Annotated in this window: 13 protein-coding genes; 4 read left to right on the forward strand and 9 right to left on the reverse strand. The window is 47.8% G+C overall.

The features are described 5' to 3' along the window. Positions 1-138 precede the first annotated feature (138 nt). Entirely contained in the window at positions 139-1,524 is a 1,386-nt protein-coding gene (locus KNP91_RS07110; RefSeq protein WP_012370326.1) for an MFS transporter, read from the forward strand. A gap of 45 nt (positions 1,525-1,569) precedes the next feature. On the opposite strand, the gene KNP91_RS07115 is transcribed toward KNP91_RS07110, so the two are convergent. The 4 genes from KNP91_RS07115 to KNP91_RS07130 all read right to left on the reverse strand — a co-directional run bounded on the left by KNP91_RS07115 (position 1,570) and on the right by KNP91_RS07130 (position 7,390). Then, positions 1,570-3,015 (reverse strand): glycoside hydrolase family 1 protein, encoded by a 1,446-nt coding sequence (locus KNP91_RS07115; protein WP_214849362.1) that lies wholly within the window; start codon positions 3,013-3,015, stop codon positions 1,570-1,572. A gap of 24 nt (positions 3,016-3,039) precedes the next feature. Then, positions 3,040-4,869: a beta-glucoside-specific PTS transporter subunit IIABC gene (locus KNP91_RS07120; protein WP_353048714.1), complete on the reverse strand. Its 1,830-nt coding sequence runs from the start codon at positions 4,867-4,869 to the stop codon at positions 3,040-3,042. Positions 4,870-4,975: 106 nt separating this feature from the next. Then, complete coding sequence (gene licT / locus KNP91_RS07125; protein WP_214764857.1) at positions 4,976-5,827, reverse strand: BglG family transcription antiterminator LicT; 852 nt, start codon at positions 5,825-5,827, stop codon at positions 4,976-4,978. 258 nt (positions 5,828-6,085) lie between these two features. Beyond that, positions 6,086-7,390: a hemolysin family protein gene (locus KNP91_RS07130; protein ID WP_214849366.1), complete on the reverse strand. Its 1,305-nt coding sequence runs from the start codon at positions 7,388-7,390 to the stop codon at positions 6,086-6,088. Positions 7,391-7,725: 335 nt separating this feature from the next. On the opposite strand from KNP91_RS07130, the gene KNP91_RS07135 reads away from it, so the two are divergent. The 3 genes from KNP91_RS07135 to KNP91_RS07145 all read left to right on the forward strand — a co-directional run bounded on the left by KNP91_RS07135 (position 7,726) and on the right by KNP91_RS07145 (position 10,679). Then, positions 7,726-8,778 (forward strand): hypothetical protein, encoded by a 1,053-nt coding sequence (locus KNP91_RS07135; protein WP_251135922.1) that lies wholly within the window; start codon positions 7,726-7,728, stop codon positions 8,776-8,778. A gap of 105 nt (positions 8,779-8,883) precedes the next feature. Next, complete coding sequence (locus tag KNP91_RS07140; RefSeq protein WP_214849368.1) at positions 8,884-9,462, forward strand: TetR/AcrR family transcriptional regulator; 579 nt, start codon at positions 8,884-8,886, stop codon at positions 9,460-9,462. Positions 9,463-9,494: 32 nt separating this feature from the next. Then, positions 9,495-10,679 (forward strand): MFS transporter, encoded by a 1,185-nt coding sequence (locus KNP91_RS07145; protein ID WP_214764859.1) that lies wholly within the window; start codon positions 9,495-9,497, stop codon positions 10,677-10,679. Positions 10,680-10,774: 95 nt separating this feature from the next. Here the strand turns inward: KNP91_RS07145 and KNP91_RS07150 are convergent, their stop codons facing one another. The 5 genes from KNP91_RS07150 to KNP91_RS15720 form a co-directional block, all read right to left on the reverse strand. Then, positions 10,775-12,046, reverse strand: coding sequence for an MDR family MFS transporter (locus KNP91_RS07150; protein ID WP_214849370.1), 1,272 nt, complete (start codon positions 12,044-12,046; stop codon positions 10,775-10,777). A gap of 313 nt (positions 12,047-12,359) precedes the next feature. After that, the gene (locus KNP91_RS07155; RefSeq protein ID WP_214764861.1) at positions 12,360-12,965 is read right to left on the reverse strand and encodes an HAD-IA family hydrolase; all 606 of its coding nucleotides are present in this window, start codon (positions 12,963-12,965) and stop codon (positions 12,360-12,362) included. Beyond that, complete coding sequence (locus tag KNP91_RS07160; RefSeq protein WP_214849372.1) at positions 12,950-13,462, reverse strand: NUDIX hydrolase; 513 nt, start codon at positions 13,460-13,462, stop codon at positions 12,950-12,952. Before KNP91_RS07160 ends, KNP91_RS07155 begins: the two co-directional genes overlap by 16 nt. Positions 13,463-13,478: 16 nt before the next feature. Next, positions 13,479-14,276 (reverse strand): PhzF family phenazine biosynthesis protein, encoded by a 798-nt coding sequence (locus KNP91_RS07165; RefSeq protein ID WP_353048715.1) that lies wholly within the window; start codon positions 14,274-14,276, stop codon positions 13,479-13,481. Continuing rightward, entirely contained in the window at positions 14,204-14,371 is a 168-nt protein-coding gene (locus tag KNP91_RS15720) for a PhzF family phenazine biosynthesis protein (protein ID WP_251135923.1), read from the reverse strand. The genes KNP91_RS07165 and KNP91_RS15720 overlap by 73 nt, the downstream gene beginning before the upstream one ends. Positions 14,372-14,374: the final 3 nt, after the last annotated feature.

Consider the following 14,374-nt stretch of genomic DNA (forward strand, 5'->3'; position numbering starts at 1 on the left):
CTTACAGTCTCAACGGTTTGACAACTCCCGGCACAGAGCCGTTTTTAGTCATTTCCAAGTCGTTAAGCGGCTTAGCGACTTGACTTCATTTCCTACTATGTTACGATACGAACTTATTAAAGGGAGTGAACAGAACTCATGAAATTCAGAAAAGAAAAAGTCAATGTCGTCGACATGAAGCAAACCAAAAAAAGTGTCTACGCGACCGGAATTGGGAATGCGATGGAATGGTTCGATTTTGGTCTTTATTCCTATCTCGCAATCATCATCAGTCAAAACTTCTTTAGTGCTGTTGAAAATGATGAACTGAAGCTTGTCTTTACCTTTGCGACGTTTGCGATCGCTTTTTTAATGCGACCAATCGGCGGAATCGTTTTCGGACGAATCGGAGATCGCCTTGGACGAAAGGTTGTCCTGACGACAACCATCGTCATGATGGCAGCGTCCACCCTGCTCATCGGTCTGTTACCGACGTATGATCAAATCGGGATTTGGGCACCGATTCTACTGTTACTGGCTCGGATTCTACAAGGTTTCTCAACCGGCGGTGAATATGCCGGCGCGATGGTTTATATCGCGGAATCATCACCGGACAATAAACGAAGCGCCCTTGGAAGTGGTCTTGAAATCGGGACACTCGGTGGTTACATTTTAGCTTCGATTCTTGCGACTGTGCTGTTCGTCACGTTATCCGACGATCAAATGGCATCGTGGGGCTGGCGGATTCCGTTTATCTTAGGGGCACCGCTCGGACTGTTTGGTCTGTACTTGCGTCGCCACCTCGATGAATCACCAATTTTCGAAAATGAAATCAATGAAAATACGGAAGAACCGGCGTCGTTCCGCGAAATTCTCCGGGACCACAAACGCGATATCATCGTTTGTTTCATCGCCGTTGCATTCTTCAACATTACGAACTACATGTTACTGTCGTATATGCCTTCTTACCTGAATGAAGTCATGGGCATCTCAAGCTCAACGAGTACGATTTTGATTACCGGTGTCATGTTCATCATGATTCCACTCGCCTACTTTTTCGGTAAACTCAGCGACAAAAAAGGCAATCGGAACATCGTCCTGTTTGCATTGGCCGGTCTGTCGATTCTGTCGATTCTCTCGTTCTACCTGATTGGTCTGAAGCCACTCCTGTTCGTCGGAATCGGAATCTTCATTCTTGGATTCTTCCTCGCCATCTTCGAAGGAACGATGCCAAGTCTGTTGCCGAGTATCTTTTATACAGACGTCCGTTACCGAACATTGTCTGTCACGTTTAACGTTTCCGTTTCGATTTTCGGCGGAACGACACCACTTGTCTCGACTTGGCTCGTCCATGCGACACAAAATCCACTCGCTCCGGCGTATTACCTGACAGCCGTCAGCGTGATCGGCTTCATCACGTTCTTCTTCTTCTTCAAGAGCACATCGGGTAAAGCCTTAAAAGGTTCCCACCCGACCGTCTCGACGGAAAAAGAACTGCAAGCCGTTGCTAAAAAACCGGATGATGCCTTATGGTGGGCAGAATAATTGATTAAAAAAGACCGGCGTCGCTTCTGCGACGCCGGTCTTTGCTTATTTTGAAACTGATGTCTGCGTCAGTACCGCACCGTTTGAAGCGATGACTTCTTTGTACCAGTAGAATGAATCTTTCCGCGACCGCGCCAGTGTTCCCGACCCGTCATCATGTTTGTCGACATAGATGAATCCGTAGCGTTTGCTGTATTCACCAGTCGACGCACTGACGAGATCGATGCAGCCCCAGCTTGTATACCCCATCATCTCGACACCGTCCTCGATCGCTTCCATCATCGCTTTCAAGTGACCTTCGAGATACGCGATCCGGTACGAGTCATGAATCGCACCGTCCGCTTCGACTTCATCGTAGGCACCGAGTCCGTTTTCGACGATGAACAATGGAATCTGATACCGGTCATATAATTTATTCAAGATGATCCGTAACCCGTCCGGATCGATTTCCCAACCCCAGTCACTCGCTTTTAAATATGGATTCTTGACGCCGCTCATGATGTTTCCGCCGGCATCGTTTCCGTCTTTCTCCGCTTTTTCCGTCCGCGACATGTAATAACTGAGCGAGAAGAAATCGACGGTGTAGTCACGCAACAATTCAAGATCGCCGTCTTCGAGAACGAGTTCGATATTGTTTTCAGTGAAGAAACGGTCGGCAAACGCCGGATAGGCGCCGCGGACGTGAACATCCCCGCAGAAATAGTTCATCATCCGTTCTTCTTCCAGGGCGAACTGGACGTCGACCGGGTTTGAGCTGAACGGATAAACCGGAGCGGCAATCAGCATGCAGCCGATTTGCATCGTCGGATCAATTTCCCGGGCGGCCTTCGTCGCCAGACTGCTCGCGACGAACTGGTGATGCAGGCCTTGATAGGTCGACTGCAACATGTTTTCGTCTTCGCGGACCGTCATCCCGAGACTGAGCATCGGCATGAACTGGGCACCATTGATTTCGTTAAATGTCAGCCAGTATTTGACCTTTCCTTGATAACGCTCGAACAGCACCCGGCTGTAGCGTTCAAAGAACGTCACGAGCCGGCGGTCGCGCCAGCCGCCGTATTCTTTTGCCAAATGGAGCGGCAGTTCGTAATGCGAAATCGTGACGAGCGGCTCAATGCCGTGTTTCAGCAATTCATCAAAGACGTTGTCATAAAACTGCAGACCCGCTTCATTTGGTTCCGTTTCGTCCCCGTTCGGGAAGATCCGGCTCCAGGCGATCGACATCCGGTACGTTTTGAAGCCCATTTCGGCAAACAGGGCAATGTCTTCTTTATAGTGACTGTAAAAATCAATGCCGTCATGATTCGGATACGTATACTCTTCTTTTAACTCGAAATCGAACTGCAGATCATGGATGACCTGCATCCGGTGTTTGCCACCCGGCATAACGTCAGCAATCGACAATCCTTTGCCGTCTGTTGCGTACGCCCCTTCGAGTTGATTGGCAGCCGTTGCGCCGCCCCATAGAAAATCGGATTTGATCTGTTTCATGAATAATTCCTCCTCTGATTGGTTTTAGACTAAGATGCGTAAGACATCGCGTGACGGTTCGACCGTTCCTTGATACGTCGGTAAGACGTCGAGATAACTCGCTGTATTCGTCACGATGATTGGTGTGATGACGTCATATCCGGCTTGTTTGATCCGCTCGATATCGAAGCGGATCAACGGATCACCGACACGGATGGATTGACCATTCTCGACGAACGACTCAAAGTGTTGACCGTTCAGCTGGACGGTGTCGAGACCGATGTGAATCAAAATTTCAACGCCGGTGTCCGACCGTAAACCGATCGCATGTTTCGATGGATAGACCGTGACGACTTCCCCGTCAAACGGGGCATAGACGACACCTTCATCCGGAATGATCGCTAATCCTTTTCCCATTGCGCCGCTTGAAAAGACGGCATCATCGACTTGTTCAAGTGAAATGATTTCACCTTTGACCGGTGCGAGGACCGGTAAGCCAACCTGTTCGCTGATCGTCGGTATTTCTTGCGTCACCTGTTCGTTGTCGCGGGCAAAGAAGTATGTCAGTCCGAACGACACGAGTGTCGCGACAGCAAGACCAATCAGTGCACCCCAGAACGTCAAGTTGAGACCGTCCTGCGGAATCATGACCGGAATACCGAAAATCCCGAGTCCGCCCATCGCGTAGGAAGCTGTTCCGAGCCCGCCGCCGACCAAACCGCCGGCCGCTCCACCGACAACACCGAAAATGAATGGTTTTTTCCGCGGCAACGTCAAACCGTACATTGCCGGTTCCGTGATGCCGAAGATGCCGGCAATCGTCGAAGACGTTCCGAGTCCTTTGATTTTCGGATCTTTTGCCCGCATCGTGATCGCGAAGACGGCACCGACCTGACCAAATGTCGCCATCAGGACACCGACTGTAATCGTGTCAAAACCGTTGACGGCCAGGTTATTGATGATGATCGGGACCAGTCCCCAGTGGAGACCAAACATGACGAAGATTTGCCAAAAGGCGCCGATGAAGGCAATCGCGATGACCGGACTCAAGTTGTAGAGGAACGAGTAACCGGCTGCAAGCCCTTGGCTCGCGTATGTTGCAAGTGGTCCGATCGCAAGGAACGTTACCGGAACGACGATCATCAGGACGAGCATCGGTGTCGTAAAGTTTTTGACCGCTTCATGCGAGTGACGGTTAAAGAATTTTTCAAGTTTTGATGAGACAAGCGTCGCCAAGATAATCGGGATGACGGATGAAGCATAACTCATCAGAACGACCGGAATCGTCAGGAAGGTCAGACTCTCACCGGAAGCTTGCAGGGCGACGATCGACGGATAGACGAGCGCGCCCCCGATAATCATCCCGATATACGGATTGCCGCCGAATTTTTTTGCTGCCGAATGTCCGAGGACGACCGGGAGGAAGTAAAATAGGGCGTCCGCCGTCGCGTTCAGGACGATGTACGTACCCATCGTCGGTGTCAATAAGCCAGTCGCAACAAGAATCGCGAGCAACCCTTTTAACAGTCCGCTTCCTGCCATCGGTCCGAGGATTGGTGTGAAGATACCGGCAATCGTATCGATGAAGCGGTTGAATAAACTGGTCTTTTCCGTTTCTTCCGACGTTTCCTGACCGATTCCATTCAGTTCGTTGTAAACATCGCCGACATGGTTGCCGATGACGACCTGGAACTGTCCGCCGCTCTTGACGACGGTAATGATACCGTCGACCTGTTTTAACGCTTCGGCATCCGCTTTTTGTTCATCCTTTAGTTTGAAACGTAACCGTGTCGCACAGTGAAAAACCGTTTTGACGTTGTCTTCGCCCCCGACCAATCGGACGATATCTTGCGCCAGCGTTTGATATTTGCCCACCTGACTCACTCCATTCATGATTTTTTGGAATAAAAAAACCTAAACGACGACAAGTGAAAAACACCTGTAATCCTTTAGGTTTGGCCCGTCGATGCGGTAACCATCCTTACGCACGATTCTGTTTCATGAGATTCTCGATATGAATCATCAAGTAAAGCCGCTCATCCTTTGAGACGGCATAGTCATACTTTCCGGTAATCAAACTGGCAATCTTTTCGACACATTCAAAAGCGAGCGGATAACGTGATTTGACCATTTCATACAATTCTTCGTCTCCCCCTGCCTTCAGCATCGATTTAGAGACAATCCGCTGGACAAAAAACTTGAGATGCGTTAAAAAACGGGCGTACGCGTGGGACTCTTCATCCAGTTCGACCTGAAAATGATAGGTGATGATCGTCATGATCGCCTGCGTCGCCTTCGTCATTTCGGTGACGATGTGGAGACTTTCACCTTTGACGCCGGACATCGAGGCATTGACCAGGTGCAGGGCAATCGAAACGGCTTCTTCCTCCTCGAGACGGACATTATGCCGTTCATTAATCAGCCGGACCGCTTCTTTACCGGCCGCGAATTCCGGCGCATAAAACCGTTTGACTTCCCAGACGAGCGGATTCCGAATCAGGATACCATCTGCATACCGTGACAGCGCATAATGAATGTGATCGGCCAGTGTCACGTACACTGTGTCATGGAGCGATTTGTTGAGTCTGGCTTCAGCCATCTTGACGATTTCCTTAACCGTCTCGATTTCAGCTGGCGGCATCTCGTTTAAAAAATCGATGAACCGTTCCCGGCTCTCTTTACTCTCGAGCGTAAAGACTTTCTCGATCCGTGATTCGTCAATCACATCGCCCATCCGTTTTTGAAACGCGATTCCCCGCCCCATGACGACGTGTTCCTGTCCGTTCGATTCAATCGCCACGACATTGTTATTAAACACTTTCACGATTTGCACGGAATCCCTCACCTCCACCCTTAAGCATCGTATTGAAAAGAAAAAACCTAAATTCATATCCATCGCCGCAACACGCAACAGATATCAATTTAGGTTTTGCCTGCTTTCGCAGTAACAATCCTGAATGGTTTATTCTTTTCATTACTAGAATACGATGGAAAACGTGCAGCTCAATCATTTTATGAAGCGCTTTCAAAATATATTTTGAAACAGAAAAAAACAAGCACTCCCCGTGTTACAGAGCGCTTGCTGTTGTGGTTAAGTTAATTGTTTTAAAACCAGTTTCACCTGCTGGATTTGATAGTTTTCGACGTGCAGCAGTTCCAAATCATAGGTCTCCATCTCGTGCCGTTCCCCGACCTGATAGTCCGTTCCTTTTGCCTGGATGAACCCGGCAATCGTATCGATTTCGTCCGCATCAGGAAACGTCAGGTTAAAGCGCTCAACTAAATCTGCGAGGAGAACTGTTCCCGACAGTTGGTATTCCGTCTTTGAAATCGTTTCGATATCAGCCTGTTCATCTTCATCGAACTCATCACGGATCTCACCGACGATTTCTTCGAGCAAATCCTCCATCGCAATCATTCCTGCCGTCCCGCCGTACTCGTCAATGACGAGCGCAATGTGGGAACGCGTCATCTTCATCTTCAACAACGTTTCCTGGAGCGGTGTGATTTCCGATACAGCCGGAATGTCTTTCAGATACTTTCGTAAATCCCGCTGTTGATCGTTTGCCTGATCCGTCAGGACTTCCTTGACGTTGACGTAGCCGATGATTTTGTCTTTATCGAAATCTTCAATGACCGGATAACGCGTGTACTGATTGTCGGTCATGACCTGCAGGACTTCCGTCCACGTCATGCTGAGTGAGAGCGTCGTCACGTTCATCCGCGGCACCATGATATCTTTCGTCACCCGTTCGTCAAACGCAAAGACATTTTGCATCAGAGCGAGCTCCGTCTGATTGATTTCTCCGCTTTTAAAACTCTGTGACATGATGATCTTCAACTCTTCTTCCGAATGGGCCTGCTCATGTCCGGCCGGCTGAACACCGAACAGACGCAGGAAAACACGGGCTGAACCGTTCATGATCCAAATAAACGGATACATGATTTTACCGAAGACATATAACGCCGGTGCAAGGAGTAATGTCATCCGTTCCGCGTACTGGATCGCAAGCGTCTTCGGCGCAAGTTCTCCGATGACGACGTGCAAAAACGTCACCGATACGAAAGCGATTGTATAGGAAAGAATCGTCGACAGGGCTGCAGCGACGCCGAATTCGTCAAAGACAGGTCCAAGCAGTTTCTCGACGGTCGGTTTCCCAAGTGCCCCGAGTCCAAGCGCTGTGATCGTAATCCCGAGCTGACAGGCAGACAGATAGTAGTCCAAGTCGCTTGCGACCTTCTTCGCGAGGACGGCGCCTTTGTTTCCTTCCTGAATCATTTGATCGAGCCGCGACATCCGGACTTTGACGACGGCAAATTCCGATCCGACGAAAAATGCCGTCAAGACGATCAACAATACCAGTAACGCTAAATTCAATACCAACAATATGTCCAATCCATTCCCCTGAGACAGGGGGTCACCTCCAGTAAAATAGTTTGAATCGCTAAAATGATTCCATAATTACAAACTGTACAGTAACACGTTATGCTTAATATACTATCGGACACGTTTGCGAATATCAACTGTTGTACATTTAACCTTGCATAATAGCCAGAATAATCCGATTAAAGTTTCTAAAAGGAGTACTTTTGATACTAGGTTTCTTCGGTAGTTTTATCGGCAATATAAGAGCTATGCACATCAAAATCTCAATTTAAAGCAGTTCAAATCAAAGTTTCTTGAAATCAAATGATGTTCTAAAATTGTAAGTGGAGAGGTAGTGAATTATTATGGAAAAAACAAGAAAAGGCTTCTCGTCGTACTTGCGACCGGAGGCAGACGGAGCAGGTCGAAACATCTCGTGGAGTTCAATCATCGCGGGGGTCGTATCATTTTTTGCACTTTTAATTACATTCAGCTTAATCGGTTCGGCCATCGGCTTTGGTGTTACGGACGTCACGTCCGACAAACCGTTTGACGGTGTCGGCATCGGATTAGCCATCTGGGCAATCCTGTCGTTATTAATCTCATTGTTCGTCGCTGGTTTCGTTTCCGGTGTGACATCATCACGTGCCGGACTCGTTCACGGTTTCCTCACATGGTCGACAAGTGTCATCCTCTTGTTCGCATTGTTGACATTCACGACAATCAACACGTTCCAAACAGTCGGTTCAGTACTTGGTACAGTCGGTGGTGCGGCAGGTCAAGGTGTCGGCGCAATCGCCAGCACAACATCAGACGCTGTCTCACAAGGATTCAGCTCGGTAACGGATAACGTCTCAAAAGTCGATACAAAAGAACTTGAAGGAAATGTCGATGAAATTCTGAAAGATACAGACATCCGGGAATTACAACCGAACTACTTGCAAGGTCAGCTCGATGCCGTCAAAGATGACGCAACAGCAGCCGGTAAAGATGTCTTAACAAAGCCGGAAGATTTCGATAAAATCGTCAGCGATCTTGGTGATAAATTGACAGCACGTTCAGAAAAAATCCAAAACTCGGTCGATGAAGATAAAATCGCTGAAGCTGTTGCTCAAAACACAGATCTTTCACAAGCAGAAGCAGATAAAGCAACGAAAAATATCGTTGACGGTTTAAACCAGGCAACAAGCGAAACAAGCAAACAGATCGAAAACGCAAAACAAACACTCGATGAAACATCAGCTGATCTCAAGAAAACAGTTGAAGATGTCCGTGTTCAAACAGAACAAGCGACACAAACAGCATCTAAAGTTTCAATCTGGGGCTTCGTCGCTCTCATCTTAACGATGATCGTGACATCAATCGCCGGCATCACAGGTTCACGTGTTGCATCACGCGGTCGTATCGCCAACAAATAAGTGAATGCATGCAGCCGAAGGTCCCAGCGACCTTCGGCTTTTTTGTTTGACAATCATTTTAAATCTGTTAGGCTATTAACTAACGACCGTTAGGAAGGTGACGAAATGAAAGCTTCATTATTACTACAGACGGCCCTGCGGCATTTTGCCCAGCACGGTTACGAAGGAGCGTCCTTACAGGAGATTGCGCAGGACGTCGGCATCAAAAAACCATCGATTTACGCGCATTACCGCGGAAAAGACGATTTATTTTTGACGGCGATGCGTTACGCCCTCGACACACAAAAAACACGTCTCGCCACGTACTTTATCTCGACCCGTCATCTGTCACTCGAACAGAGTCTGAAAGGGTTTTTTGACTGGTTTCTCGAGGAGAGCACCCAAAATGATCAATTGAAGTTCATTTTACGGATTGCCTATTTTCCACCCGTCAAACTCGAACGGGAAGTGACGGATTTGATTAATCCGTTTTTTGATACGATGCAACGCCATTTGACCCGTTTGTTACGGGAACGCAATCGGACGGAACAGATTTTATATTCGGACGATTACGCCAGTGCCGCCCTCGCCTATTTGACGGTGACGGAAGGGACGATGACCGAGTTCGTGTTCAATGGCGTCGCCGCATTTGAACGGCGTTTCACCGCCGTTTGGCCGATTTTTTGGCGGGGACTTGTCCGCTGATGATTTAAACTACAGAAACAGAGGAATTCACCATGCAAAACAACAAATTGATCTTAGGCACCCTGTTGCTTAACCTGTTTATCGCCTTTCTAGGGATTGGTCTTGTCATTCCCGTCACGCCGACGATTATGAACGAGCTGAACATTTCCGGTTCGACCGTCGGTTACATGGTCTCGGCATTCGCCTTTGCCCAGCTTGTATTATCTCCGCTCGCCGGCCGGGCCGTCGACAAGTACGGCCGCAAACCGATGATCATCATCGGTCTGTTCATCTTCAGCATGTCGGAACTGCTGTTTGGTCTCGGACAATCCGTCGAAGTATTGTTTGCGTCGCGGATTTTGGGTGGTGTCAGTGCCGCCTTTATCATGCCGGCCGTCACGGCGTTCATCGCTGATATTACGACAAACGAAACCCGTCCGAAAGCCCTCGGCTATATGTCGGCGGCGATTTCGACCGGTTTCATCATCGGACCGGGCATCGGCGGTTTCCTGGCCGACATCGGAACGCGGGTGCCGTTTTTCTTTGCCGCCGCATTTGGTTTGACCGCGATGATCTTGTCCGTCTTTACGTTACGCGAACCGGAACGACATTATGAACAGTCAACGATTCCCCAGCAAAAAACCGGTTTCCGGAAAGTCTTTTCACCGCTCTACTTCATCGCTTTTATGGTGCTGCTGATTTCTTCATTCGGACTCGCGTCGTTTGAGTCACTGTTCGCGCTGTTCGTCGACCGGAAGTTCGGATTCACGGCGAAAGATATCGCGCTCGCGATTTCACTTGGGGCAATCGTCGGTGTCATCGTCCAGGTCGGCTTGTTTGAACGGCTGACGCGCTGGTTCGGTGAGATTCGTCTCATCCGGTACAGCCTGATCGGTTCAACCCTGCTCGTCCTTGTCATGACCTATGTGACAAGTTACCTTGCGATTATTCTCGTGACGATGGTCGTCTTCGTCGGTTTCGACTTGATGCGCCCTGCTGTTACGACGTATTTATCGAAAATCGCCGGTAACGAACAAGGTTTCGTCGGCGGGATGAACTCGATGTTTACGAGTATCGGGAATATTCTTGGACCGATCATCGGCGGGATTCTGTTTGACGTCGATCTCAACTATCCGTTTTATTTCGCAACGGTCATGCTTGCCATCGGCATCGCCCTGACCTTCGTCTGGCGGGAACAACAGCCGGCTGATCTGACGGCTGAAGAAAAAACGTCATGACATTCAGAAATTAGAGAGAAAAAACTCACGTATTTATAGATATGTGAGTTTTTTGCCGACATTTTTACCGATTGTCAGAGAAAACTTCTCAATAATCATGATGTTTGGGAGTTGTCCTCTAGCTTCGGTCGACGAAGAGTCTCGTACAGACGGAATAACCAAAGGTATAATCCGACACCGGTGAAGGAAAAGAACAGGATGACGCCAAAAATACTGATCGGCGACAGAATTCCTGACAAATAGACCGTCAACGGAGCAAGTGTTTTCCCAAGTGTATTCTGCAGACTGTCGGCTGCTAAGAACTGTCCTCTCGCTTGTTTAGGAGCATAATGGCTCACGAAACTCTGTGTGACGGGGGTCCGAATAATCTCACCCAGCGTAAAGAGGACGGTACAGAAAAATAAATACAAGATATTACTGCTCATACCAACTAAAAACGTTCCGACCCCTGCAAACAAGGTAGATACAATAAACAGACGTTTTTCTGACCAATGCTTTAGCGCATTGGTCACCGGAAGAATCAAGAGCACAAACAAAAGACCGTTAAACCCGACCAACCATCCAAACAGTGACTGGCTCGTCAGACGAATCGGGTCTTGCGTCCAAGATAGAAGAGACTGCGCGGGTATCTGCTCAATCAAATAAACCGGCAAATAAAGATCAAGTTGCATGATCGGAAACAAGGAAAAAATTCCTGCAAGCACATACAACATAAAAACCCGGTCCTGAAAAATGATTCGATACCCGTTCCATCTTTTTTGAAAGGAATGTTTGAGGGATGATGTCACATCCTCTTGCTTTTTTTCAAGAGGAACCGTTTCATACATCATGAAATACAGAGCCAATAAGTACAGCAAAAGAATACCGGCGCAAGTCCATAGTAAGGTTTGGCGATATTGAAAAAAGAAAACAGCTCCAATCACCGGACCAAGAACTGCTCCGATATTGTTCACAGTCGAAAACGTCGCAAATACCGAACGCAGTGCACGCTCGGGAACAATGTCCGCTATCATGGCAGAACTAGCCGGACGATAAAATGCAGCTCCGATTCCAATACCGATAAAAGCGATATAGTCGATCCAATAGGAGGTGGAGGCTGCAAACAGCACGAACATACTCATTTGGAGGAACGTCCCAACGAGCATTACGGGACGTCTTCCCCAAGTGTCCGCAAGGTTCCCGCCGACTAAACTGCCGAGGATACTCAGCAGAGGAGGAAGGGTCATCAGAAGTCCTGCTTTCTGCAAACCTAACGTTTGACCGAAATAAACGGTGATAAAGGGGAAATACATCCAAAATAATAAATTGAACAGACCCTCTCCGACTAATCTGACTTTCATGTTTGAATCCCAAGAAAATTGCTCCATAATATACATCCCCTCATTTCAATTCATGCAGGAAGCCCTGCTTTTCCCGTGTAGATTTACTATAAGAAAACGATACAGAAAGAACTAGACTTATATTTCCGCATGGATTATACTAACATTATGAAAAATAAGTAAGGAAAGCCCTGTTTGAATTGTGTTATAAAACGAACATAGGTTCTTAAAGTATAATCTTTGACCGTCTTACATACTGTCTTCTCATATGCGTGACACGGATGTGTCATCTTCAGAATAAACATAAAAAGCCGATAAAAGTTGGACGTCACCATCCAACTTTTATCGGCTTTTTTGAAGATCAATCAAATAATCTCTTCAGACCCTTCACGTTCGATACAATGTACGTCGCGACAGTTTGATTCGGCGGTATGTCCGCAATCAGGCAGAAGTCAATTCCAGCCTGGTGTCCCGATAGTACGTCAAGTTCGCGGTCACCAATCATAATTGTTTCAGCCGGTTCCATTTGATAATGTTTCATCAGATACTGAATCGCGGCCGGATCCGGCTTTCGGGCAAATCCCCGCTCCGCCGTCACTACATCCCGGAAGACCCCGGTCAATCCGTTCGCCTGTAACAGTTTAAACGTCGATGCTCCGCGATGCGTCAGGATGTAGTTATGTCCGTCGTGTTTTTGAATGAAGCGGCAGAGTTGCGGTATGTCGGTAAACGGTTGAGCCGATTTAAGTTCTGCCTGTGCTTTTTGTACTTTGAACCGTGAAATCGCGTCCGCATCAAGTCCATACTTTTCATAGGCCGTTTTCGCCGAGATTTTCATGGCTTCCAAAATCGACTCAATCGCCACATTCTGTCCCTGCCCGCGTAACATCTTCTGCAAGAAAGTAGCCATGACCGGATAAGTATCAAACAGCGTCCCGTCAAAATCCCAGATTACATGCCGGTACATCGTGTCGCCTTCTGGCGGACGACCCAGTCTTGTATCCGGGTCAGTTTGTCCGTTTCCGGGTTTTCGAAATAATCAAAAGCTTTTAAAACAAGCGGCGACGCGTTCGACGCATCGACGTCTTCCCGGCTGACCCAGGACGAACCGGTCGAATCCTGCCCATCAAATGTCTTTGGTACAGACCGTTCCCCAACTGCTTCTAACACGCGGAAAAATACGCCGATATGATGCAGATGCGACGCCCGGTACCAGTCGGACTGAAGGAAAAATTCAAACGTTCCAAGCAACTGTTTGGAACGGACCGTCAGCCCGGTTTCCTCTTGGAATTCACGGTCCAGCGCGTCCGGCAACGTCTCGAAATCTTCCAGACTCCCGCCCGGCAAATCGTACCGGTACGTGTACGGTCCGCCCTGCTTATGAATGACGAGCAATTTTCCTTCATTATAATAGATGCCGTATGTACCGAATGCCCGGTGAAACGTATCTTTTGATTGTTGCATGATGATCCTCCATTTTTTAAATAATGAGTATGCGAGATGTTGTTCTGACACAAACCCCTGCAATCATTACTTCCCAATTTTTTGCAATATAGTTGACTGTGACCTCTACTAATCCTTCGCGTTCCATTTCATGTCCCTGTTCCACTCGAAAGATATGTCGCTCCCAGGATTGTGGATTTATGTATTTAGCGTAATATGCCCCCATAACGCCACTTGCGGTACCTGTCACCGGATCTTCCTTTGTTCCAGACTGCGTTGCAGAAAAATGTCTACCATGCATATCAGCTTCCGCCAAATAAGTTTCAAGACAAATCGGGTGAATCGATGCTTCCGGAAACTGTTTTAAAACTGAAGAAAATTGTTTATTATCTGGTTGCATATCAAGAAAGTCTTTTAAGCGTTTGACTGGAAGAATCAGCGTCCAGTTCCCTGTACTTCCATAGACGATTGGAAACCGCTTATCCACTTGCTCCAGCTTAATGCCGATACTTTCAAGAACAGGTATCAAATCACTTTCGAACGGAGAAAATTGTGCTACTCCCTGTTGCATCTGTACTTGAATTCCTTTTGGGGTTCGTACTTCCCCAATATTTAACCGACCAATTTTGGTCTCAATCAGTTGTTTACGTTCGGAATTAAAGTTTTGCTCTTGCAACGCGGTCCAGGCAGCAATCGTGCCGTGCCCGCAAAGGTTCATTTCAGATTTCGGTGAAAAATATCTGAAGCGGGGAACAGATTCGTTTAATCGACTAACAAATGTCGTTTCCGTAAAGCCTGTTTGCGCGCTGCAATTAATTGCATTTGCTCTGTTGATAGGGCGTCACTGTTTAACACAACACCAGCAGGGTTCCCTTTACCCGGTGTTGTCGTAAAAACATCATAGTGAAAGACTTTAACCCTAATCTCCATTCC

It is taken from the genome of Exiguobacterium sp. s138, from assembly GCF_018618775.1.
In the GTDB taxonomy this organism is placed as follows: Bacteria; Bacillota; Bacilli; order Exiguobacteriales; family Exiguobacteriaceae; genus Exiguobacterium_A; species Exiguobacterium_A artemiae.